Genomic DNA, 24,282 nt, shown 5'->3' on the forward strand with positions numbered 1-24,282 from the left:
CTCCTTGTTTATCGTGGAACCTAGTCTACAAAACCTCTTTGTCAGTTTTTGTCAGTAGTCTTCGACTCTTGTGCCCACCACTGCTCAAATAGTTTTTGCTTAAATGATGGATATAATTCTTGGCTTAAACTCAGCTGTTGAATACGATCGAGTCTAAAATGTCTAAAATCCTGCCTGAGTTCACACCATGCAGCCAATAAAATTTTGTCATTAAAATATCCCAAGGCAAAAGGCCACAAGGTTCGAACACTACTTCGTTGCTGCTCATCATGATAATGCAGCGAAATTTTAACTTGCTGCCGAATGGCTAAACGCACCTGTTCGACTCGATTTTCATCTACAGGCAGCCACGTATTAAATGCTCTTAAAGTCGTGTGCTGTAATAAATATTGCCGATGCTCAGGCAAAACAGAATTCAATTTAGCTAATACAGATGTAGATGCCGATTGTAACGATTGATCAGGTACACTCTTCAACCAATACAATGCCAAAAAAATAGCTTCGACTTCATTTTCATTGAGTGTCATTGGTGGCAGTACAATATCTTCTTTAAGCTGAAAACCTATACCTGCCGATGCCTCAATTGCTACACCCTGCTCACGTAAGCTATCGATATCGCGATAGACACTTCGTACACTAATTCCCATACGTTCAGCGAGAACTTGTGCAGTGATTGGATAACGGGCTTCTCGAAGTTCTTGTAAAAGATTTAATAGACGAATAGAACGACTCATTTTTCTCTTCTTATTGATATTAAACATACAATAAGAGGGAATAAATTCCCCCTTCTTATATTATTCTAAATTATGCAACATCTACCGTAGATAACTTTGCATACTCTCTTAAAAAGTTGTGCAGCTCAGGTACATCTTTGGCAATCGTTAAAGGCTGGAACTGCTGTAGAACTTCGATCGAATGCACACCATAGCCCACACCAATTCGTGGCATGTTTAACCTCTGAGCCATCTCAAGATCATAGCTACTATCACCAATCATTACTGCACGCTCAACATTCACTCCAGTGACTGTTAAGATTTCTTGCAACATGAGTGGATCTGGTTTCGATCTGGTTTCATTGGCTGCTCGAGTCACATCAAAAAGATGAGTACTCTCTGTTTTTGCGATTACACGATCTAGCCCACGACGGTTTTTACCTGTTGCGACTGCAAGTTTTAAACCTTGCGCTTTTAAATCATGTAGTAGCTCAGCAATACCATCGAACCATGCATCATTTGTAGAGTTTGCAATATAGTGATCGCCATATGCTTTTAAAATTGAGTCATGTAACTCAGGTGCTTCTGGAAATAGGGTTTGCATAACTTCGGGCAAGCCTAAACCAATAATACTTTTTGCTGCTCCATCTGTTAAAGGCAATTCATGTTGTTCTGCGGCATGTTGCAAGCTAGCAACAATCTGTCCAACAGAGTTATATAAAGTCCCATCCCAGTCGAAAATAACTAATTCGGTTTTTAGACTCATTTTGCCACTCTCAAAGCCTTTAATAACTGCGTCATGTCTTCTGGTAAAGGAGCTTCAATCGGTGGATAACCTGGAATATCTAAACGCATCGCATGTAAACATAGACGACGTGCTTCAGGACCAGTGTACTCAGTCGTGTGTCCATATTTATCGTCACCAATCAAAGGGTGTCCAATGCTTAAACCGTGCACACGAATCTGATGAGTACGGCCAGATAAAGGTGATGCATGAACCAGAGTCGCATTTTTAAAGCGCTCTGCTACAACCCATTCGGTTTTACTTGGTTTACCATCTTTAGTCACACGTACACGACGCTCGCCATTTGCTAGCTCATAGCGTAATAAAGGCGCATCAATCAGCTGTTTATCTAAGCTCACTTGCCCTTTAACAATCGCTGCATAGGTTTTACGAATTTTGTGCTCACGCAACATATCTTGTAGTTGTTTTAATGTGCTACGTTTTTTACTAATCATGACCAGACCAGAAGTATCACGGTCAATACGATGAATAAGTTCTAAATATTTTTTGCCTGTCGCTGCACGTAGTGCCTCAATCAAACCATATGCCATACCACTACCACCATGGACAGCAATACCTGATGGTTTATTTACAACTAACAAACCTTCATCTTCATAGACCACACGGCTTAATAGGCCTTGTGCCACACTGTCACTGACCGGAGCGGCTGTTTCGTCTTTTTGTTCGTAACGAATTGGAGCAACACGAATCTGATCACCAATCTCAAGTTTAGTCTCAGCTTTAACACGTTTTTTATTTACTCGAACCTGACTTTCACGAATCAAACGATAAATACGACTTTTAGGTACACCTTTTAAACGCGAGAACAGGAAATTATCAATTCGCTGTCCTGCTTGATGTTCATCCACCTCAAACCAAGTGACACTTTGCCATTGCTGTGTAGAATTCATACTAATATTTAAACCTGAAATTTTGCTAAATTTGATTAATAAATGACCGTTTAGCTTAGTTTTTTCACAAGAAATCTAAGCTTAGCCCATAGGCAGATGCTGCAAGGTTTGATATAGTCAGCGCACGGATACCGCCGTAAGTGAACATCTAATAGGGAATTTCCCTGATTGAAACCTCAATCAAAATGATGCTTTCACCATCAGCTCGGATAGGTCCTAAAGAATTATGCCGACGCCGAAGGCTTATTATATCGGCAAAATGACAAACTGTTGCGTTTAATTCAGTTTGTTCAAAAAAATATGTTACCAACTCTAGTTGGTTATGGAACGTAAACTGATACACATCAGACAAATCGCTCCTTAAAGTTGCCTTCAGGCTAAAGCGTTGATGCATTGGAACTGCCGAAAGCACCGATACGATGAACATTCCGTATCAAACTTCCAAAAAGAAGTCACTTCGCGCTCAATGACAGTGAAAGTCATTAACCAATGTACCGCTCACCCGCCAGTGAAGCACTAAGGAAGTCCGATTTAAAGGTTGAAGCAGTATTGCCTACATCACAGACGAGAATCGAAGTTAAGGCTAAATGTAGCCGGTAACAGATGACTCAGACCACAAATATTTTGAGATCTGGGAAATGATCCGTCATGTTCGATGTTCGTTCAGAACCTTTAAGTTTGTGCGATATGTTTGTGTGGGTCACTATTAGGTGTCACACCCATGAAACGTATGTTGATTAATGCAACTCACGCAGAAGAAGTCCGCGTTGCACTTATCACTGGTAATCGTCTTTACGATTTTGATTTAGAAAATCGTACCCGAGAACAGAAAAAATCCAATATCTATAAAGGCCATGTAACCCGCGTAGAACCTTCTTTAGAAGCTGTGTTTGTTGAATATGGCGCAGGCCGTCAAGGCTTCTTGTCTATGCGCGAAATTGCGAATAGTTATTTCCAAGCAGACCCGCGACAAACTTCAAACATTCGTGAACTCATCACTGAAGGTACTGAATTACTTGTTCAGGTTGAAAAAGAAGAACGTGGTAACAAAGGCGCTGCCCTTTCTACATTCATCTCACTTGCAGGACGTTATTTGGTTCTTATGCCAAACAACCCGAAAGGCGGTGGTATTAGCCGTCAAATTTCAGGTTCTGTACGTGAAGAATTAAAAGAAATTTTAGCTTCTTTAAATTTACCTCGCGGCATGAGTGTTATTGTGCGTACCGCAGGTATTGGCCGTACTCAAGAAGAATTACAGTTAGATTTACAGCATTTGCTTGACCTTTGGGCACAAATCCAAGGCACTGCAAGTTCTGGTCCGTCTCCAATGCTTGTTCATCAAGAAGCTGGCGTAGTTACTCGTGCCATCCGCGACTACTTACGTGATGACGTTGCAGAAATTTTAATTGATAGCGAACAAGCTTATAACGAAGCGTATAACTTTGTTAAAGCAGTTATGCCACGTCAATTAGACAAACTTAAAACTTATACTTTAAACGAGCCATTGTTTGCTCATTTTGGTATTGAAAGCCAAATTCAAACTGCTTACGAGCGTGAAGTAAAACTTCCTTCTGGTGGTTCAATCGTAATTGACCAGACTGAAGCTTTAGTTTCAATCGACATTAACTCTGCGAAATCGACTCGTGGACATGACGTTGAAGAAACTGCGCTTAATACAAACCTAGAGGCAGCAGAAGAAATTGCTCGCCAACTTCGTCTTCGTGACATTGGCGGTTTAGTTGTTATCGACTTCATCGATATGACTAAAGAACGCAACCAACGCATGGTTGAAGCAAAACTTCGTGAAGCAACACAAAGCGACCGTGCGCGTATCCAGTTTGGCCAACTCTCTCGTTTTGGCTTAATGGAAATGAGCCGTCAACGCTTACGCCCATCACTTGAAGAAGCAACTGGATATGTTTGCCCACGCTGTCATGGCACGGGTATGGTGCGTGACTTACGTTCACTTTCGCTTTCAATTATGCGTAAAGTAGAAGAAATTGCACTTCGTGAACGTCATGGTGAAGTACAAGTAGAAGTTCCTGTTGAAATTGCAGCATTCTTACTCAACGAAAAACGCCATAGCCTTGTTTATTTAGAACAAACTTCTGGTGTTCGTGTGACTGTTTTACCTCACCCGCACTTAGAAACACCTCACTATGAAATTCAGTACAATCCAGATGGATTTGCACCATCTAGCTATGAGCGTACAGAAGCAACTCGTTCAAGTGAGAAAGAGTTAGGTTATGAATCTTCTGAATGGCATTTAGAAGAAGCTGATCATGGCCATGCTCATGCAGCTCCTGCTGCAAATAACGCAGCTGGTCAAAAGAAAGCAAATCAAGCAGCTCAACCTTCTGCTGCTCAGCCAAGCACTCAAAAAGCAGCAAGCCCTCTCGCATGGTTAGAGAACCTTTTTGTTCAAAAACAAGCTAAAACTATTGATCAATCTCGTTCAGCACAAAATGCTGCTGCGACAATTGAACAAATGGTCAATACTGGCGCTGTAAGCCGTGGCCAGTTTGGACAAGTTGCAGTACCGCCAGTTGCTGAAACTGTTGCGGCTCCATCTAATAATGCTTACATTTCACAGTCTCCTGCTAAACAGGAAGTTCGTGAAAATGTTGAAAAAGACGATAAAGTACAACAACGTCCAAACAACAAAAAACGTAAGCACAAAGAGCAACGTGAACAACATCACCATGCTCAAGAGCCACAACAACAGCAACAACCACAACAGGTTCACGAAGAAGTTGTACAGTTATCACGTCAAGAACAACGTGAGTTAAAACGTCAACAAAAACGTCAGCACCCAGATCAGTCACATCAACAACATCAAAATGATGGACAACAAACTGAAAATGCCGTGCCGCGTCGTGACCGTAATAATCAACAACGTCCGAACCGTCCAAATCGCCACCGCGATCCAAGTGTATTGAATGAAAATCAAAATGCACCGGCGGCACCAGTAGTTGTTGATGAGAAACAAATTAAGGTTGATTTGATTGATGCTCCAAAGCATGAAGTCATGAATACAGCCTTAGTAATCAATGTTGATCAAGCACAAAGCGAAATTATTGCTTTGACTCCAGAGCAACCTGTTGAACGCACTGAAACAGCACCTGTTGTTGAAGTCGCTCAAGAGCCAGCTCCAGCACCTGTTGCAGTTGTAGAAGAAGCAGTCCCTGCCAAAGCAGAAGAAACGACGACTCCTCCTGCAGACAGCAAAGCTCAACCGCAAATTCAACGTGCGAGCAATGACCCTCGTATGCGTCGTCGTGAACAACGCAACGCGAAACGTGCTAAAGCTGCGGTACCATCAATTGCCCCATCGCAAATTCCAACGTTGGCGCAATATACGATTGGTAGCTTGATTCGTCATGTTTATGGTGAAGACTGCACAGTATTGATTGAACAGTTTGGTTTAGTTCCAACATTCAATCGTGCATTGCAGAAGTTTGCTGAACAGTACGCTAGTACGCTAGCAACAGAAGTCGTGTCTGATGCTGAAGACAAAAAGCCTGTTACTCGTGATGCAGAGCTTCCAAGCAACAAGCCATCACAAGAAGCAGAGCCTGCGCCTGTACTTGCATTGACGCCACAAAAAGAGCAAACACCACGTGTTGCTAATGATCCACGTGAGCGTCGTCGTTTAGCAAAACTTGCTGCGGAACAAGCTTTTGAGCAAGTTAAACAACAACACGCTGCACCAGAAGAAGCTGCACCTGTAGCTCCAGCTGTTGAAGAAACGGTTGTTGCTCCTGCTGCTGAAACACAAGCACCTGTTGAGTCAAAACAACAACCGCTTGAGCTTGATCAGGTGACTGAAGTAGCACAAAGTGAAACAAGCACAGAAGAAACACCAGCGACAACAGTAGTTGAAGCTCCAGTTGTTAAACAGCCTAAAGCATCTGCAAGAGCAAAAGCTGCCGTAGAACAGGCTGTAGCACCAACAGAAGCTACTGCAGAAGTTGAATCAGACGATTCTAAGGCAGATCAGGACAAACCAAGTCGTCCTCCTCGTCGCCCTCGTGGTCGTCCACCAAAGAAAGCAAATCCTGTAGCTGAGTAAATCATTTGCTCAATTGCAGCTAATTTAAACAAACCTAGTCATTTCGATGACTAGGTTTTTTTTGTTATTTTTAACCAATTAGGTTGATTGCACTAGAAGAAAAGTTTTAAAAGCATGGTGAACCATGAAAAACACTGTACTTTTGCCAACGCAACCTTTTTTGGATTGATCGAAAAATAAATAGGATTGATATGAGCCAGACAACACAGACCGATATCATTACGCTTGGTGATGTTGCAACAAGACTTCCTAGCTTCATCCCCAAAGTACCCCATATCCTGAATGGTCTTAAACAGGCTTACTTAAGAACAGCAAATACACCAACGGGATTGGGTGTAGCTTTTGAAAAAGCTGTTAAGCGAAATCCGCAAGGCATTGCTTTATTATTTGAAGATCAACGTTATTCATATGAAGCTTTAAACGAATGGGCTAACCAAATTTCTCACTATTATCTATCTCTTGGCGCACAGAAAGGTGACGTGATTGCCGTAATGGTTGAGAACCGTTCTGAGCTTATTGCCACGATTGTAGGTTTAGCTAAAATTGGGGTAACAATTGCGCTTGTGAATACCTCTCAAGTAGGTAAGGTCCTCGCTCATAGTATCAATCTTGTAAAACCAATTGCCGTAATTGCAGGTGAAGAAGTTCGAGCGGTCATTGATGAAATTCGTCAGGACCTCAATGTTCCTAAAGACCGTTTTCATTGGTTTGCAGATCAGGCTACACGTCAAGATGCAGGAACTGCACCTCAAGGTTATGCCAATCTTGCAATAGAAATTGATCAATTTCCAAAATTTAACCCATCGACTACGCAGTCTGTTCATGGAAATGATGGCCTGTTTTATATTTATACTTCGGGCACTACAGGTTTACCAAAGGCTGTTATTTTCAAACACAGTCGCTGGACACTTGCCTATGGTACTTATGGGCACATTTTAAATCTTGGCCCAGATGATGTGATGTATGTAACTTTACCGCTTTACCATGCAACAGGTGTCGTAGTGTGCTGGTGTGGTGTGATCGCGGGAAGTTCTACCCTTGCAATTCGACGTAAATATTCAACCAGTGCCTTCTGGAAAGATGTTCAGAAATTTAATGCCTCTGCAATTGGCTATGTAGGAGAGCTTTGCCGTTACTTAATGGATGCCCCTCATACAGAAATTGACCGTGCCCACCGCGTAACCAAAATGATCGGTAATGGCATGCGCCCAAACATCTGGGATAAGTTCAAACAACGTTTTGGCGTGCAAGAGGTTCTTGAGCTTTATGCATCAAGTGAAGGCAATGTCGGGTTTAGTAATATTTTTAACTTTGACAACACAGTAGGCTTCTCTCCTACGCCATATGCCATTATTGAGTTTGATAAAGAGAAAAATGAACCTGTACGCGATAAAAAGGGCTGGTGTAAAAAAGTTAAAGCAGGTGAAATTGGTTTGCTAGTAGGTAAAATTACCAGTCGCTCACCTTTTGATGGCTATACAGATCCAGAAAAGAATAAATCTGTGATTATGAAAGATGTCTTTAAAAAAGGTGACTCATATTTCAACACAGGTGACCTTGTTCGTAATATTGGTTTCCGTCATGCTCAGTTTGTTGACCGCTTAGGTGATACCTTCCGCTGGAAAGGCGAAAATGTATCTACTACTGAAGTTGAGAACATGGTTTGTGAATATGACAAGATCGCTGAAGCGGTGGTTTATGGGGTAGAAATCCCAAATACCAATGGTCGTGCTGGTATGGCAGCAATCACACTTGCTGATGGCGCTGAGTTAAATGAGTCTGACTTAACCGAAATGGTCACTATATTTAAAAAATGCCTGCCTGCTTATGCAGTACCCGTGTTCTTACGAGTGCAAGCTAAAGTTGAAACAACAGGTACTTTTAAGTATCAAAAGAATAAATTGAAGGAAGATTCGTTTAATCCAAGCAAAACTTCTGAACGTTTACTCGCTTTATTACCTGGTACGAACAGTTATTGTGATGTCACAACTGAAATTTTTGACAACATTCAGGCATATAAATACCGTTTTTAGTTCATTTTTTAGCTAAACGAGAGGAAATCGTGCTTTTTATAGGCAATCATGCAAATGTTTTTGATTTACCTCTTGTGTTAGTTGAATAACTTGCTAAAATACGCGACATCAAAACGATACGGGTCGTTAGCTCAGTTGGTAGAGCAGCGGACTTTTAATCCGTTGGTCCCGCGTTCGAGTCGCGGACGACCCACCACTTATCTGTTTTGAACCTATTTGGGTCGTTAGCTCAGTTGGTAGAGCAGCGGACTTTTAATCCGTTGGTCCCGCGTTCGAGTCGCGGACGACCCACCAAATTCTAAAAAGCCTCTCACTGCGAGAGGCTTTTTTTATTGTTATCTTATTTTAGTTTCATGACTAAAAGATGACGATGCATTTCTTATATAAAATCTCTTTAACCCAATTCATAAAGATTTCTAAACGTTTAGGAATATAACTTCGGTTCGGATACAAAATATTGAGTGGCAAAGATTGAGCAGTATGTGCACTTAACACTTCAACCAAGCTTCCTTGCTCTATTTTATCCTGAACATCGTAGTATGGAAGTTGAATAATCCCTAAGCCAGCACAAGCCGCGGCAACATAGGCTTCTGTATTATTTACACTTAAAGCACTATCGATCATTACTGTTCCATTTTGATATAAAAATATACCCTGTTTTTCTCCTACGGCTCCTGCGTAGTTAATGAGTTTGTGCTGAGATAAATCTCCTAATTGTTCAGGAATACCATATTGTTCTAAATAATGGGGACTTGCACAGTTCACCATGACCAAATGACCAATCAATCTTGCAATTAAACTGCTGCTATCTAACTCACCTACCCGAACAACACAGTCAATCCCCTTTTCAATTAAGTCAGTCATGTCATCAGAACTATTGAGCTGTAAATGAATGTCTGGATAGCGGCTATAAAAATCGGGAAGTTCAGGAATAATCACTTGATGTACGATTCGGCTGGGCATTGAAATTTTTAGCGTGCCACGGTAATGCTGCTTTTGCGTTTGTATGAGTTGTTCAAGCTGTTCATAGTCAAATAATAGGTTTTGACATTCAGGCAAGATTCTTTGTCCATCTTGAGTAAGGCTTACCTTGCGTGTAGTTCTATGAAATAAACGTACCCCATAGTGAGTTTCTAATTGTTGAATTGCACTCGTCACTGTAGAGCGAGGTAAATCAAGTTGATTTGCTACTTCACTAAAGCTTTGTCGTTTAGCCACTTCTGAAAAAATAAAAAATTGCTGCAACCGATCCATTTAATTGTTCGTATTTTCTGAATAGTTAAACCAAACTAGCATAATTGATCAAAAATTACCGCCAATCTAGACTAAAAACACATTAAAACAAGTCATCATAGGAACAATCATCATGGCAACTCATACTCTGAAAGATAAAGTTGTACTGATTACGGGCGGTGCAAAAAACTTAGGCGGACTTATTAGCCGTAAATTTGCAGAACAAGGTGCAAAAATTGCAATTCACTACAATAGCGCTGAAACTCAAGCAGATGCAGAACAGACGCTCGCAGATGTAACAGCATTCGGTGTAGACGCTGTTTTAATTCAAGCAGACCTAACGGATATTGATAATATTGAAAAGCTCTTCTTAGACACTAAGCAACATTTTGGTGGAATTGATATTGCCATTAATACAGTTGGAAAGGTTTTAAAGAAATCCTTTTTAGACACCACAGAACAAGAGTTTGATAGCATGAGCGATATCAACTCAAAAATTGCCTATTTCTTTATTCAATCTGCGGGTCGTCATTTAAATGACGGCGGAAAGATCTGCTCAATCGTGACTTCTCTTCTTGCAGCCTACACTGGGCTGTATTCAACCTATGAAGGCTTAAAAGCACCTGTTGAGCATTACACGCGCGCTGCATCAAAAGAATTTGGTGATCGTCAGATTTCTGTGACTGCTGTTGCACCTGGCCCAATGGATACACCATTCTTTTATGGACAAGAATCTGCCGAGGCAGTGGCTTACCACAAATCAGCTTCAGCTTTAGGTGGGCTTACCAAAATTGAAGATATTGAGCCATTGGTTCGTTTTCTGGTAACCGATGGTTGGTGGATTACTGGTCAAACAATTTTTGCAAATGGTGGCTACACCACTCGCTAAAATCAAAAAAGCCGCATCTCATAGTGCGGCTTTTACATTGTTTTATTATAAAAACTCTTCTAGTACCGAGTTCAAAAAAATATGCCCCTGCTCTGTACAAGCCAAACGAGAACTATCCTCTACCAGTAGCTTTCTAGCTCGCAGTGAAGTGAGTACCTCATTTAAATGATCTAAGCTTAAGCCTGTACGCTGTTCATATAAATCAGCTTTTATCCCATCATTTAGACGTAAAGCATTCATCATAAATTCAAAAGGTAGCTCTTCTGCCTCAATCTTTTTCATTTGCAGATGTTCGGCTGGAACCTTAGCTAAATAGTCTTTTGGCAAACGAGTTTTTTGGAAACGATACACACCATCTGGTCGTGTCACTTTGCCATGTGCACCTGCCCCAATTGCAAGATAATCACCAAACTCCCAATAATTCAAATTATGTGCTGAAGGCAGCTCTTTACGCCATGCTGAAACTTCATAATTTATAAAACCATTTGCCTTAAGATATGCCTCACCCTGCTCTTGAATATCTTCAAGCATTTCATCTTGCGGTAAAACGGGTTGAGTACGGAAGAAAACCGTATTCGGTTCAATGGTAAGTTGATACCAACTAATATGAGTGGCACCACTTTCTACAGCAAGCTTGAGATCATAGAGTGCCTGCTCTAGCGTTTGCTCAGGCAAACCATGCATTAAGTCTACATTTACTCGTTTAAAACCAGCCTGCTTTGCTTGTTGAATCGCTTCAATTGCATTGTTTGCAGAATGAATACGACCAAGTTTTTGCAAATGATCAGTATCAAAGCTCTGGACACCAATAGACAAACGATTAATGCCAGCCTCTAAATACCCTGCAAATGGGTCATGCTCTACCGTTCCCGGATTTGCCTCTAAGGTAATTTCGCAGCCATCTTCAAATTTAAGCAATGACTTAAGTTCTGCAAATAACCATACATAACCCTGTGCCGAAATCAGTGAAGGGGTTCCTCCACCAATAAACACACTATGGATCGGACGTCCCTGCGCCATCTCTAGTTGAGTTTCAAAGTCGGCGACCAATGCTTTTAAATAGGTTTGCTCAAGTTCTGACGAAAGTGCTCCGTCTGGTACCGCATGCGAGTTAAAGTCACAATATGGACATTTACGCACGCACCACGGCATATGGATATATAAAGATAGAGGAATAGAAGCAGGGTTTAATACGGCCAAGGAGCAGGTCCAATTTACACAATATTTCTATTTTAACATGACTGCATCAATGGGCTTATGAAAACATACCTTAATTGCTTTAGACTAAATTTAAACATTCTTAAATACTGATAAAAATGATGAAATTCTCTAGTCAACTTTTCCTGATCTTACCCTTAGCTATGGGAATCGGTGTTGCCATGGCTTTTCAGACAGCAATTAATGCTCAACTGCGCGAGCAACTACACTCACCCTTACAAGCAGCTTTATTATCATTTTTCATAGGTACTATTGTTTTAGCGATTATGGTTTTCTTTCAAAGTGCCGAGAAGCCCTCTTTAAGTGAAATATCAAATATTCCTTGGCTTCTTTGGACTGGAGGATTCCTTGGGGTTTATGCAATCAGCATGAGCATTTATACTGCACCTAAGCTTGGTTTTTTAACCTTTACAGGGCTAGTCGTTTTTGGGCAAATCGTTATTTCTATGTTACTTGATCATTTTGGTTGGTTGGGCACAGAAAAGACACCTGTTACATGGCAACGGTTTCTTGGTGGAGTCATCATCTTTGTCGGTGTGGTACTCACTTTGCAGCGTTAGCTTCATTTTTTATATTTAAAAAGAGTACCTTTTGTGTCGAATGTCACATCTTTTCGGGCTGAATTAAAACAACTCTTCCACTTAATGCTACCTATTTTAATTACCCAGTTTGCTCAAGCAGGATTCGGGTTAATTGACACTATTATGGCTGGGCATTTATCTGCAACCGATTTAGCAGCAATTGCTGTAGGGGTCGGTTTATGGGTTCCAATCATGCTCCTGTTCAGCGGCATTATGATTGCAACAACACCTTTGGTCGCTGAAGCAAAAGGCGCAAGAAATACAGAGCAGATCCCTGTCGTTGTTCGTCAGTCATTGTGGGTTGCTGTCATTTTAGGTGTACTGGCAATGCTCATTTTGCAGCTTATGCCGTTTTTCTTGCATGTGTTCGGCGTACCAGAGAGCTTACGACCTAAAGCAAGCTTGTTCTTACATGCAATTGGTTTAGGTATGCCAGCTGTGACCATGTATGCAGCACTACGTGGCTATTCAGAAGCATTAGGCCATCCACGCCCTGTCACAGCTATTAGCCTATTAGCTTTAGTTGTATTGGTCCCTCTTAACATGATCTTTATGCATGGATTAGGGCCAATACCTGCATTAGGTAGTGCTGGCTGTGGTTTTGCAACCTCCATTTTACAATGGCTCATGTTGATTACATTAGCTGGCTATATTTATAAAGCTTCGGCTTATCAAAACACGTCTATTTTTGGCCGATTTGATAAAATTAATATGGCTTTAGTTAAAAGAATTTTACAGCTTGGTCTACCAATCGGTTTAGCTGTGTTCTTTGAGATTAGTATTTTTAGTACAGGTGCATTGGTCCTTAGCCCTCTTGGTGAAGTATTTATTGCCGCACACCAAGTCGCAATTTCCGTTACCTCTGTACTGTTTATGATTCCGCTTTCACTAGCCATTGCCTTAACCATTCGCGTGGGAACGTATTATGGTGAAAAGAACTGGGCTGCAATGTACCAAGTACAAAAAATTGGTCTCAGCACAGCCATATTTTTTGCCATATTAACCATGACTTTTATTGCTCTAGGCCGTGAACAAATTATCTCGATTTATACTCAAGACTTAAACGTAGCTCCTGTTGCGATGTATTTACTGTGGTTTGCAATGGCATATCAGTTAATGGATGCATTGCAAGTGAGTGCCGCAGGCTGTTTAAGAGGTATGCAAGATACTCAAGCACCCATGTGGATTACGCTTATGGCGTATTGGGTGATTGCTTTTCCTATTGGGCTTTATCTAGCGCGTTATACCCATTGGGGCGTGGCTGGTGTGTGGCTAGGTTTGATTATTGGTTTGAGCATTGCTTGTGTTTTATTACTTTCAAGGCTTTATTTAAATACCAAACGTTTAAGCCAGACCTAATAAAAAAGCCGATGAAACATCGGCTTTTTTTCATTATGCAGACTTTGCCCGCGGGCTTGCTCCAATTTGCCAGACAAAGGGTAAATCGGTACGGTTCACTTCCCAATCGCCAATCACCTTTTCTTTATAGATGAGCGGATTATGAGAAGAGACTGTTCGTGCATTACGCCAGAAACGGTCGAGTTGTTTAACCTGACTGCTCGCCGAGGCACCTAAAGCATTGAATAACTGGCTAGTTAAATCCAGTACCAAATTAGAAATCACCACCTGCCCTTGCGCCGACTCAAGCTCTGCATCTACATTAAACTGATGTTCTTGCACCTCTAACTCACTAAAGTGACTTTCATAAGCCTTCTGTAATGCTTCTGCTGTTTTAATCGTAATTGCTAGACTTCCATAGGCTTGAGCCGAGGCTTTACCCACCACCTGTAAAACTTGTGGGTCGTGACGAACAAGGTCCCCATTACCATGACTAAAAATACGCTTTCGCTCACGTATTTCTTGGCTAAAAGTTTCGACAGCAGCATGTGCAATCCCTGTTAGCGTTGCAAGGTGGACAACCTGATAAAAAGCAGTTTGATATTTAAAACGCTGGTCGAATGGAATAAGGTGCGAAGCTGGTAAATGCACCTGATGCACTTTTAAAGTACCACTGCCCGTTGTCTTTTGACCAAAGCCATCCCAGTCATCAATCACACTTACCCCAGTTTCATGGCGATAAATAGCAGCAATCACATGACGGTCATTCACTTCATCGTAAGCAAATAAATCGATCCAGTCAGCAAAGATACTTCCTGTTGAATAGTACTTTTCACCATTCACCACCAAGTTGCCCGAAGCATCTTTGGTTACTCGTGTAACGACATCACCAATCTGTACATTTCCAACTTCGGTCCATGCATTACCGACTAGATCACCTTGTACAAAGCGTTGGAACCAGACTTCCTGCGAATGCTCTTTATGCGCAACTAAACGGTCTTCGACAAAAGCAAAGTGTCCACGCAACGCTTGCACAATATTCGAATCTGCCTGCGCCAATTCTGCTAGAAGCTGGAAAAGTTGCGGCAATGACACCCCGTCTCCACCATATTTAACCGGAACACGTACCGCACCTAATTTAAGTTCTTTTAACCACTGAATCGGTTCAAAAGGCAATATTCGTTCTTTTTCCCGTTGAATTGCACCTTGGGCAATTTTTTCAAAAACTGTACGAAATCTACTTGCTACTTTTTCATAATCGGCGCCTACCGATAGCTCTTCTAATTCAATTTGGGTAATTGTCATCTTTATTCTCCTAATCTTGTTTTTTCTTCACTTTAGCTCCATGCATGACGAGGTGGATGGATGCCATTGAGGTAGTAATTACCGACAATGTGATATTTCCAACGCACGGGATCATGCAAGGTGTGAGTACGTGCATTACGCCAATGGCGGTCCAGATTAAGCTCTGACAAAGTAGAACGTGTTCCAGACAACTCAAAAAGCTTATTCGCTGCTAAAATCGCAACTTCTGTAGTAAGTACTTTTGCTTCAGCAACCAGTAATGTCGCTTGATTTACATGTTCTTCTGTCGTGTCGGCAATCGCTTGATCAATCGCATCTCCTGCTAAATCTAATACCGCTTCTGCCGCACGCAGTTTTATTTTTAAATCACCAATGTTTGCAATCGTATAGGGGTCATCACTGGCTTTTTCCAAACCTGAATCGACCCATGCACGACTATGATTTTTGACATAGTGAATTGTTTCTTCAATTGCACCACGTGCAATACCAGCGTCGACAGCAGCTTGAATAAATTGTGAAATTGCACCTGCTGGTGTAGGACGTTCGAAAGCCTGATAAATTGGAATGAGATATTCTTCACGTACTGGAACTTGATTAAGTTCAACGGTCCCACTGGCTGTGGTTCTTTGCCCGAAACCAGACCAGTCATTAATAATATTAACTCCTGAAGTTTCCCGAGGAACTAGCGCCGCATAAGGCTGCCCCTGTTCATTCACAGCGACAATTGGAACCCAATGTGCAAGCAATGCGCCAGTTGCAAAAAACTTCTTCCCATTAATTTCATAACCATGCTCGGTCTTTCGTAATGTGGTAGTGAGGTCAGCCACCGTTTTGCTATGTTTTTCCGAAAATGCATTGCCAAAACGAATTCCTCTCAACACTAAGTTAAAGAAGAACTGTTGTTGTTCTGGACCTGCATCAAGACGTAAATGTTCAATAAAAGCCAAGTGATTTTGGGGAAGCTGTGCAAGAGATGGATCAACACTCGCAATTGTTTTGATGACCTCAGCCAAAGTTCGATATTTAACTTGGGCACCACCAAATTGCTTGGGAACCGTAATGGCCCATAAGCCGCTTTGTGAGAACTGTTGAATTTCATTTAGGGGTAAACGGCGCTCCTTGTCTCGATCGGATGCTTCGTGTGCGAACTCTTGCGCAAGTTGTTTGGCAACCTCAATTGCTTCTTCATCAGAACGAATAATATGCGCATCTTTTGACTGCTCAAACACAGATAAAGGAACCGCCTGAGACCGCCCATGGGCTGAACTTAAACTTGTCATAACTTTTGTTATCTCTATTTTTATTTAACCTGCCACTCACATTAGCACCAAAAAAACAGACACTTTATAGATATTAAAGCTTTGTTTATGAAATGGATTTTCACAAGCTTTTCATATTTTTTACTATAAAAATAACATTTTGTTTTTCGAAAATTTTCTTACATGAGATAAACAATTTCATATAGGCTTTTTAAGCTTTGTCACCTATGATCAAAACTAGGCAATATTATGTTGTAGTCAATGAGGTATCGAAGATATGGCAAAGAATGCAAGTTCACCCGGCAAACGATTTATGAAACTTGCAGGAATGACCGCGAGCATTGCAACGAAAACCGTTTCTAACTCGATTCGAAACTTGACCGCAGACGAAGAGCAAAAGCTGGCTTCAAAAACCAAGTTATTTCAGGATATTGGTTTGCAAATTGCCGACACCTTAGGTGAAATGAAAGGTGCCGTCATGAAGGTCGGCCAAATTGCATCTCAATATAAAGATATTTTTCCACCCGAAGTCGCTAAAGCAATTTCAAAGTTACAACGCCAAGCTCCAGCCATGCCTTTTGCTGCCATTCAGCAACAAGTTGAACGTGAGCTTGGAAAACCGCTCAATGTTGCCTTTAAATCTTTTGATCAAGAACCTTTTGCAGCTGCTTCAATTGGCCAAGTTCACAAAGCTACCTTACCTAGTGGCGAACAAGTTGTAGTGAAAGTGCAATATCCAGGTGTTGATGAGGCCTGTGAAAGTGACTTAAAACAAGTGCGTTTAGCCCTTCGTTTAATGGGTGTACTTAAAATTGATAAAAAGCTACAAGATCAGCTTTTTACAGAAATTCAGGATAGTCTTTCAGCAGAACTTAACTATGAAATCGAAGCTCAAAACCTAGAAGTTTTCAAAACATTTCATAGCCAGTTAGATGACAAAATTATCATCCCTACTGTTTATAAAGATTACTCTTCACGACGTATTTTAACCTTGAGCCTCGAACAAGGTGACAGCATTGAAACAGCCAGCGCTTGGCCTATTGAAATTCGAAATACGATTGGACGTCGTTTGATTCGTGCTTTAGGTCAGGAAATGTTCTTTTTAAAACGTTTTCACTGTGACCCTCACCCGGGTAACTTTGCCTTCCGCCAAGATGGTAGTGTCATTATTTATGACTATGGCAGTGTTAAAACACTTTCAAATGAAATTGTGTATAGCTTTAAACGCTTAGTAAATGCAGCTCGTCATGAAAATATCGATTTGATTGAAACTGAGTTACTTGAGCTACATTCACTAGCCGAAAAAGGCAAATTCCCGAGCGATCTTTATAAACTCTGGATTGAAGTGTTATTACGTCCGCTTACCACTACTTATGATTTTGCCGAGAACTCATCACATCATGATGGCATGTTGCTTGTGAAAAAATCTTTGAAGTACTGGGATGTCTTTAAGCCTTCACCAGATACCCTAATGGTCAATAGAACCATTTCAGGACACTACTGGAACCTAATTCACTTAAAAGTACATGACAATCTGAACGGTTTATTTGAAGAGCTTGTCCCACCTTCTAACTAACTTAATTTACTGATCAATGTAGCCTTCTAGGGGTTACATTGACTTTTTAATTGTTATGTTATAACATTTCTTTAATCAAAAATAATTTAGGACAATCTCTCATGCGTAAAGATATTCATCCTGCTTATCAACAAGTGTTATTTCATGACACCAATGCAGACGTGTACTTCTTAATTGGTAGTACTCTTCAGTCTAAACAAACCAAAGAATATCAAGGAAAAGTCTATCCTTATGTAACCCTTGATATTTCAAGTGCATCTCACCCTTTCTACACAGGTGAAGTACGTCAAGCAAGTAACGAAGGCCGTGTTGCAACCTTTAATAAACGCTTCGCTCGCTTTAATCGTAAGAGTTAATCTTACGTTAAGATTTGACCAATACACTTAAATCATTGGAAGCCTAAGACTATCTCCTCCACTTAGGCTTCTTTTTTTATGTGTATTTTTTCGATATTTTTATGTTGTGTATAAAAGAGAACTTATCCACAACTTGTATAAAAACACTTCTTATTTTTCCCACAACTCATCATTTTTTTGTATTCGCCAAGCTTTCAAAGTTGCTATTCGATGCTATGCTTGAACCCTCATTTAATAGGAAGTTTAAGATAATGGCACAAGAGTTACTTGCACAATTACAAGCAGGCACAGCAAAATTTTCAGACGTTTTAGCTCATATTGAAGCACGTTACCAGCATACTCCAACAGCTTTTCAAAATGGCGCACAGCATAATGCTGCGACTGAAAATCAAGGCAGTGCAAAAGTTTTCTCTTTTGCCAAGTTACAAGGTTTAGACCAAGCACAAACTTTAAGTTTATTTGCAGAGCACTACGCATCTGTATTGGCTACGCCTGAGGGCACTGACCATCAAAATATTCGTCAGTTTATGCAAAATGGTTGGGATGGTGTGAAGTTTGAAGGTCAGGCTTTAACTGAAAAATAATAAGTGCTAGTAAGGAATGTCTTAAATTAGAAAATTGTCATAGCAGAGTTTTTTCAGTGACGTTCTATATCTAGATTAGCCTTCGGCTCGACCTACTTTTCTTTTGGGAAAAGTAGGCAAAACCATTTTCATCAACAGAACCTGTTATCTGTTTGCACTTATCCCATATCTTGCAAAAACAATATATAGCCAATTTCAGTCAGGCTGTTGATGACTTTAACGCGTATCAAATCCCAAAAATAAATCAGATTTTTTTAATTCGTCATTTACTATCGTGACAAGCGGCATGGATGCCGCTGTTTTGCTGTGCTACATGGATGTAGCATCAGCGAAACAAAAGATTTTTGCTTACTTTTGATCTTTCAAAAGTAAGGTATGCCTATACAAATGGTATTGGAGAACATCTTAAAACGGAGGCCGTACCGCATATCTCGCTCCTCAAACATCCGAATAATCAGTTGCCCGCTACCCAATAATAAGTCGCCAACCCCAAACACGTAAAAATTAACGACCCAATTAAATGAATGGAAATTCCCAACATCGCCATTCCCAACTTACCACTTTGTAATAAAGTCACAATCTCAATTGAGAACGTTGAAAACGTAGTTAAAGCTCCACAAAAACCCGTAATCACAAAGAGCTTATAGTTCGGGCTTAAATCACTTTGAGAAAAGTAGGCAATCGCAAAACCAATAATAAAACCACCAACCAAATTAACAGTGACAGTGCCCAGTGGAATTTGCGGATAGATCGGGTTCAGTTTTAAACCTAAAAACCAACGTAACCACGCCCCTAGAACTGAGCCTAAAGCAATTGAAAGTAGAGAATAATACATAAGACCACCCCTTTAGATAGACGCTAAAAGAGCAAAAAATAATGAAGGAAAATATGACATGGCGTACTCCAAAAATAAGCAGAGTACGCAATAACCTACGTACCCAGTGATATATAAATACATGAGGGTAACGTAGGCATCATTAGCCAATACGGCGGTTTTTCAGGGGAGGAATGCCATCTCCCCGTTTTAAGTATATTAGATCATCTTGAATTTGATTTAAATATACTTTGTAAAATCATGGACGTTCATCATATTGCGGTAAGTCGTCACGAATGCATTCCCACTCTGCCTTAGAGGCAGCAAAAATATGCATTGTCGGTTTTTGCTCTAATGGCGTATCTAGTGTCCCAATTCTTACACGATACAGTTCAGGCTGCGCATCACGCGAACTAAGCAAAGGTGAACCACATTCGCTACAGAACCAGCGGTACACACCTTCCACAGCGAATTTTTTGACTAAGTCTTCACCTTGGGTAATTTTAAAATCTGTACTTTTAACAGGAGCATTCGTGGCAAATGCTGTTCCATTGGATTTTCGGCAACGTTGACAATGGCATTGAATGATATCCCCGATATCGCCTTTAATTTCATAGCGAATACCTTGGCACAAACAACTTCCTTGATAAACTGGTGATGCTTGAGACATGTTCTCGTAAATCCTATTATTATTGATCGCTCAAAAATAACACTTTTCACATATCAAACATAGCACCAAATTCGCTGTTATTTTTCTAAGAATAAATGCACGCCATCACCAGCCGCTCGCCCTGTAGCAAAGCATGCTGTAAGTAAATATCCACCTGTAGGAGCATCCCAATCCAGCATTTCACCACAGCAAAAAACACCTGAGGTTTGTTTAAGCTCTAAGCTTTCAGTTAATGCACCTTGCTTAACACCACCAGCACAGCTAATTGCTTCCTCAATAGGCCTAAAGCCATCTAGCTTAATTTGAAGTACTTTAATTTGCTGAGCCATAGTCTCTGGTTGGCTCCATAACTCTTTATCAACCACTTCTCTAATTAAGTTAATTTTAGCTGTGTCTAAACCTGCTTTACGCCAGATATTGGTGAGCGATTGTTTTTTACCAGCCTGCAATTTTTTAATTAACTGTGACAACTCTACATCAGGCAATAAATCCAAAAATAGATTTAAGCTTTTCCCTTGTTTTTGTTGTTCTCGTAAAGCTCGTCCAAGTTTATAAATGACACCACTTTCTAAACCATAGTGAGTAATTACAATATCGCCATGAGTAACTTGGCTAGGCTCAACCCACGCATTGATACGCTTTAAAGGTTCACCAAAACAGCTTTCCATAAAAGCTGACCAAGTGTGCAATACCCCTGCATTACTTGGCTGAAAAGGTTCAATATCAGATTGATTAACCCATTGCTGCCATGCACCATCACTACCTAATTGTGACCACGACACCGCACCGCAGGCCAATACAACTGCATCATATTGCTGAGTAAAAGTTTCAGTGCTTTGATTATTTTGGTTTTCTAAAGTCGCCGTTGTACCTTGTAAATTAATACAACGATGACGATAAAAGAATTTAACCTGTTGCTCTGCCAAGCGTTTTAGCCAAGCACGCAGTAAAGGAGCAGCTTTCATTTCGACCGGAAAAATGCGACCTGAGGTGCCCACATAAGATTCAATTCCCAGGCTTTTCATCCAGTTCTGAATCCAGACTGCATCCCATTTTTCAACCCACGGTTTGAGCCATTCTGCATGGTCATAACGGTCAATGAACTGGGCTAATGGTTCGGCATGCGAAATATTTAAACCCGTTTTACCTGCCATCAAAAACTTACGTGCCGCTGAAGGTTTTTGTTCATAGACATCAATATCATAAGCGTATTGGCTCAATACCTCAGCAGCCATAAGACCTGCTGGGCCTGCTCCAATAATGGCAACCCGCTTATTCGCCATGTGTTTGCCCTTGCAATGGCGCAAACTCATCAAATCGAGTTTGATAACCTTCAGGCTTGGTCATAATGAGCTGCTGGCAAAGCTCACCACGTTCTAAATACTTAATTTCAAAATGGGTACGTGCAGAGGTTTGAGCAATTTTTTCTTTTTGGTAAGGCAGCTTCCATACATTTAATAACTGCTGCTCTGCCTCTTCAATATATTCAGGAATATTACTTGCCAGAGTAATGGTTCCACCTGTTTGCAGACGCGAGATTAAGAACTCAAAAAATGGCATATTCAACCAGCGCTGTGCTGGATTATGTGGTTCTGGGTTTGGGTAGAGAATAAAGAAATGTTCAACTTGAGCGGGATGCAAAGCATGCACTACCCAAGGCAAAGCATCCGCATGTACAGGCACCAAGTTATCTCTTGGTTCCAAACCATGCTGCTTTTGCATTGCCAAGAATTTTTCTCGGGTTCGTTCAATTGCATACAACGTGTGCTGTGGCTGTTGCCCACTAAAAAGCAAAGCATGTTTGCCCTTGCCTGCTCCAATTTCTACACAAATCGGGGTATTTTCAATTGGAGTAAAATCACGAGGCGCTTGCATACGTTGTGCTTGAAATTGACGAATCGGCATAATCACATCAAACTAAATAAAAATCGGCATAAGTCTAACAAGTCACCTGACTTTTGCCTAATCTATTTCTCTTCACTTTGAGGATATTGCTTTATGCCACGTACATTTCCCTGCCCACGTTGTGGTGAACCAAGTGTTTGGGAAGGCAATGAATTTCGTCCATTTTGTTCTGAACGTTGTAAATTAATTGATTTAGGCGCTTGGGCAAATGATGAATATAGACTGCCTACCCAAGATGCTCCTCAGCAAAACAAGGGTAGTCAAAATGAAGATGATTATGAAGATTAACCTGCTTTACCCGCGACAAACGGGTTAAATTGCTTTTCATAGCCAATGGTACTCATTGGACCATGTCCAGAAATAAACTGAGTATCATCTGGCAAACTAAAACACTCACGTTTAATCGATTCAATCAACTGCTCATGGTTACCACGTGGGAAGTCTGTTCGCCCAATCGAACCTTTAAACAGAACATCGCCTGTCCAAAGTAAGCCATGGTTTTTATTATAGAAAATTACATGACCTGGCGTATGCCCTGGAGCAAAGCGTACCTCAAATTCATCTTCACCCAATTTTAGTACTTCACCACCTTCAAGCCATTGATCGACTTTGACAGGTTGTGGAATTGGAAAGCCATAACGTGCTGATACTTCCTGAATCATGTCTAGCCAGAACTGATCTTCTTTGTGTGGACCAATAACAGGAACGCTCCATTCTTTGGCAAGCTCACCTACTGCTCCAGCATGGTCTAAATGCCCATGAGTTAGCCACAAAGCCTTCACTTTTAAACCTAAGGCTTCTACTTCTTTTTTCAAAACAGCAGCATCACCACCTGCATCAATCAAAACTGCTTCTTTCGTTTCACTGTCCCAAACAAGGGAACAATTTTGAGCAAATGCAGTAACGGGAACAATTTTGACTTGCAGCATAAGAACCTCTGGCTAAAACGCAATTAACGGTGGGCTAAGGTATGGGTAAGGGCATCAAGATTAGCCTGAACTAAACCTGCAAGCAAATCAATATGAGCCTGATCGCTATTTAAAGCTGGAATATAAGCATAGCTACCACCACCTGCTTCTTGAAACAACTCTGCATTTTGAATGGCTAATTCTTCAAGTGTTTCTAAACAATCGGCAGAAAAAGCTGGGCTTAATACCTGAACGGACTTAACACCTTGCTTCGCCCAATCTTGTAAAAGCTGGTCTGTATAAGGCTTAACCCATTCTTGTTTTCCAAAACGTGATTGGAAGCTAATTGCCCATTCATCATCTTTTAAATGTAAGGCTTCAGCGACTAACTTTGCTGTAATGCGACAACGATCTGCATAAGGGTCGCCTTTGTCTGCATACGGCTGTGGAATCCCATGAAAAGACATCAACAGTTTTTCAGGTTTACCATGCTGCTCTTGGTAGGCTAAAACGCTTTCTGCCAATGCTTGAATAAACATAGGATGCTGATAATAGTCTTTAATGATGGTCAGACCCGGCAAATTTCGCTGAGCTGGAATCCACTTGGCAAATGCGTCGTATAACGGCGCTGTAGACGTTGCAGAATATTGAGGAAATAAAGGCAATAAAATGACATGCTCTTGCGGGTTAGCCGCCAATTTTTCTAAAACTTTATCAATACCCGGATTACCGTAAGTCATTGCGGGTAAAACCGTTAAATCAAACTGTTTATTTTCTTGTTCTAAATAAGCCCGCACACGTTTGGTTTGTTCAAACACAATTTCGCGCATTGGCGAATCTGTTGACCATACTGAAGCATACGCATGCGCTACTCTTTTCGGACGAAAAGGTAAAACGAACAGATTTAAAATAATCCACCAGATGAATTTTGGTATTTCAATCACGCGTGAATCAGATAAAAACTGTTTTAAAAAACGGCGCACCGCAGGCACAGTCGCCTCATCTGGTGTGCCTAAATTCGCTAAAATGACAGTAACTTTCGGTTTTTGTTCAAACGACATGTGTAAATGCCTTTCAGTTCATCTTATGACACTAATGTAACAGTTTTTAATGCCATATATAAATTGAATCGC

General features: G+C 40.9%; 22 protein-coding genes, 2 tRNA genes, 1 pseudogene and 1 riboswitch. Of the genes and pseudogenes, 11 read left to right on the plus strand and 14 right to left on the minus strand.

The features are described from left to right. Positions 1–41 precede the first annotated feature (41 nt). From AOLE_RS17430 to AOLE_RS17440, 3 genes are all read right to left on the minus strand, one after another. The gene (locus AOLE_RS17430; RefSeq protein WP_013199036.1) at positions 42–734 is read right to left on the minus strand and encodes a helix-turn-helix transcriptional regulator; all 693 of its coding nucleotides are present in this window, start codon (positions 732–734) and stop codon (positions 42–44) included. Between the two features lie 70 nt (positions 735–804). Continuing rightward, on the minus strand, positions 805–1,479 hold the full coding sequence (locus AOLE_RS17435) for an HAD-IA family hydrolase (protein WP_013199037.1): 675 nt from the start codon (positions 1,477–1,479) through the stop codon (positions 805–807). Beyond that, the gene (locus AOLE_RS17440) at positions 1,476–2,408 is read right to left on the minus strand and encodes an RluA family pseudouridine synthase (protein WP_004794885.1); all 933 of its coding nucleotides are present in this window, start codon (positions 2,406–2,408) and stop codon (positions 1,476–1,478) included. Before AOLE_RS17440 ends, AOLE_RS17435 begins: the two co-directional genes overlap by 4 nt. A gap of 721 nt (positions 2,409–3,129) precedes the next feature. Between AOLE_RS17440 and AOLE_RS17445 the strand changes: the two genes are divergently transcribed. The 4 genes from AOLE_RS17445 (at position 3,130) to AOLE_RS17460 (ending at position 8,807) form a co-directional block, all read left to right on the plus strand. Further along, entirely contained in the window at positions 3,130–6,480 is a 3,351-nt protein-coding gene (locus AOLE_RS17445) for an Rne/Rng family ribonuclease (protein ID WP_013199038.1), read from the plus strand. A 191-nt stretch (positions 6,481–6,671) separates the two neighbouring features. Further along, complete coding sequence (locus tag AOLE_RS17450) at positions 6,672–8,513, plus strand: long-chain-acyl-CoA synthetase (protein WP_013199039.1); 1,842 nt, start codon at positions 6,672–6,674, stop codon at positions 8,511–8,513. A gap of 120 nt (positions 8,514–8,633) precedes the next feature. After that, positions 8,634–8,709: transfer RNA gene (locus AOLE_RS17455), tRNA-Lys, on the plus strand. Positions 8,710–8,731: 22 nt separating this feature from the next. Continuing rightward, positions 8,732–8,807: transfer RNA gene (locus AOLE_RS17460), tRNA-Lys, on the plus strand. 63 nt (positions 8,808–8,870) lie between these two features. Here the strand turns inward: AOLE_RS17460 and AOLE_RS17465 are convergent. Next, on the minus strand, positions 8,871–9,767 hold the full coding sequence (locus tag AOLE_RS17465) for a LysR family transcriptional regulator (RefSeq protein ID WP_013199040.1): 897 nt from the start codon (positions 9,765–9,767) through the stop codon (positions 8,871–8,873). A 112-nt stretch (positions 9,768–9,879) separates the two neighbouring features. On the opposite strand from AOLE_RS17465, the gene AOLE_RS17470 reads away from it, so the two are divergent. After that, positions 9,880–10,635: an SDR family oxidoreductase gene (locus AOLE_RS17470; protein WP_013199041.1), complete on the plus strand. Its 756-nt coding sequence runs from the start codon at positions 9,880–9,882 to the stop codon at positions 10,633–10,635. 45 nt (positions 10,636–10,680) lie between these two features. On the opposite strand, the gene hemW is transcribed toward AOLE_RS17470, so the two are convergent. Then, positions 10,681–11,835 (minus strand): radical SAM family heme chaperone HemW, encoded by a 1,155-nt coding sequence (gene hemW / locus AOLE_RS17475; protein WP_023274329.1) that lies wholly within the window; start codon positions 11,833–11,835, stop codon positions 10,681–10,683. A 116-nt stretch (positions 11,836–11,951) separates the two neighbouring features. Between hemW and AOLE_RS17480 the strand changes: the two genes are divergently transcribed. Both AOLE_RS17480 and abeM read left to right on the plus strand, forming a co-directional pair. Next, positions 11,952–12,413, plus strand: a complete 462-nt coding sequence (locus AOLE_RS17480) for a DMT family transporter (protein WP_004794898.1) — start codon at positions 11,952–11,954, stop codon at positions 12,411–12,413. A gap of 33 nt (positions 12,414–12,446) precedes the next feature. After that, the gene (gene abeM / locus AOLE_RS17485; protein ID WP_005301990.1) at positions 12,447–13,793 is read left to right on the plus strand and encodes a multidrug efflux MATE transporter AbeM; all 1,347 of its coding nucleotides are present in this window, start codon (positions 12,447–12,449) and stop codon (positions 13,791–13,793) included. 33 nt (positions 13,794–13,826) lie between these two features. Here abeM and AOLE_RS17490 read toward each other — a convergent pair whose 3' ends face one another. Further along, positions 13,827–15,077 carry an acyl-CoA dehydrogenase family protein gene (locus AOLE_RS17490; RefSeq protein WP_013199044.1) on the minus strand — a complete coding sequence of 417 codons (1,251 nt, stop codon included), beginning with the start codon at positions 15,075–15,077 and terminating at the stop codon, positions 13,827–13,829. Between the two features lie 32 nt (positions 15,078–15,109). Continuing rightward, complete coding sequence (locus AOLE_RS17495; protein ID WP_013199045.1) at positions 15,110–16,357, minus strand: SfnB family sulfur acquisition oxidoreductase; 1,248 nt, start codon at positions 16,355–16,357, stop codon at positions 15,110–15,112. 256 nt (positions 16,358–16,613) lie between these two features. Between AOLE_RS17495 and AOLE_RS17500 the strand changes: the two genes are divergently transcribed. The 3 genes from AOLE_RS17500 (at position 16,614) to AOLE_RS17510 (ending at position 18,852) form a co-directional block, all read left to right on the plus strand. Continuing rightward, positions 16,614–17,912, plus strand: coding sequence for an ABC1 kinase family protein (locus tag AOLE_RS17500; protein WP_013199046.1), 1,299 nt, complete (start codon positions 16,614–16,616; stop codon positions 17,910–17,912). 101 nt (positions 17,913–18,013) lie between these two features. Then, entirely contained in the window at positions 18,014–18,268 is a 255-nt protein-coding gene (locus AOLE_RS17505; RefSeq protein WP_005301976.1) for a type B 50S ribosomal protein L31, read from the plus strand. Positions 18,269–18,519: 251 nt separating this feature from the next. Further along, positions 18,520–18,852: a HopJ type III effector protein gene (locus tag AOLE_RS17510; protein WP_002114866.1), complete on the plus strand. Its 333-nt coding sequence runs from the start codon at positions 18,520–18,522 to the stop codon at positions 18,850–18,852. A 158-nt stretch (positions 18,853–19,010) separates the two neighbouring features. Here AOLE_RS17510 and AOLE_RS20125 read toward each other — a convergent pair. From AOLE_RS20125 to AOLE_RS17530, 5 genes and pseudogenes are all read right to left on the minus strand, one after another. After that, a pseudogene (locus AOLE_RS20125) lies at positions 19,011–19,140 on the minus strand (hypothetical protein). Between the two features lie 166 nt (positions 19,141–19,306). After that, positions 19,307–19,687 carry a fluoride efflux transporter CrcB gene (gene crcB, locus AOLE_RS17515; RefSeq protein ID WP_005301974.1) on the minus strand — a complete coding sequence of 127 codons (381 nt, stop codon included), beginning with the start codon at positions 19,685–19,687 and terminating at the stop codon, positions 19,307–19,309. Between the two features lie 126 nt (positions 19,688–19,813). After that, a riboswitch (Fluoride riboswitch) is annotated at positions 19,814–19,880 on the minus strand. 45 nt (positions 19,881–19,925) lie between these two features. Continuing rightward, positions 19,926–20,336 (minus strand): GFA family protein, encoded by a 411-nt coding sequence (locus AOLE_RS17520; protein WP_013199047.1) that lies wholly within the window; start codon positions 20,334–20,336, stop codon positions 19,926–19,928. A gap of 77 nt (positions 20,337–20,413) precedes the next feature. Continuing rightward, positions 20,414–21,619, minus strand: coding sequence for a TIGR03862 family flavoprotein (locus AOLE_RS17525; protein WP_013199048.1), 1,206 nt, complete (start codon positions 21,617–21,619; stop codon positions 20,414–20,416). Further along, entirely contained in the window at positions 21,609–22,247 is a 639-nt protein-coding gene (locus AOLE_RS17530; RefSeq protein ID WP_081399214.1) for a class I SAM-dependent methyltransferase, read from the minus strand. The genes AOLE_RS17525 and AOLE_RS17530 overlap by 11 nt, the downstream gene beginning before the upstream one ends. 87 nt (positions 22,248–22,334) lie before the next feature. On the opposite strand from AOLE_RS17530, the gene AOLE_RS17535 reads away from it, so the two are divergent. Continuing rightward, complete coding sequence (locus AOLE_RS17535; RefSeq protein WP_004794921.1) at positions 22,335–22,529, plus strand: DNA gyrase inhibitor YacG; 195 nt, start codon at positions 22,335–22,337, stop codon at positions 22,527–22,529. Here the strand turns inward: AOLE_RS17535 and AOLE_RS17540 are convergent. After that, a complete protein-coding gene (locus AOLE_RS17540) occupies positions 22,526–23,170 on the minus strand; it encodes an MBL fold metallo-hydrolase (RefSeq protein ID WP_013199049.1) in 645 nt (214 codons plus the stop codon). The genes AOLE_RS17535 and AOLE_RS17540 overlap by 4 nt on opposite strands. A gap of 23 nt (positions 23,171–23,193) precedes the next feature. Next, positions 23,194–24,210, minus strand: coding sequence for a ferrochelatase (gene hemH, locus AOLE_RS17545; RefSeq protein WP_013199050.1), 1,017 nt, complete (start codon positions 24,208–24,210; stop codon positions 23,194–23,196). Between the last annotated feature and the right edge of the window lie 72 nt (positions 24,211–24,282).

The organism is Acinetobacter oleivorans DR1 (assembly GCF_000196795.1).
In the GTDB taxonomy this organism is placed as follows: Bacteria; Pseudomonadota; Gammaproteobacteria; order Pseudomonadales; family Moraxellaceae; genus Acinetobacter; species Acinetobacter oleivorans.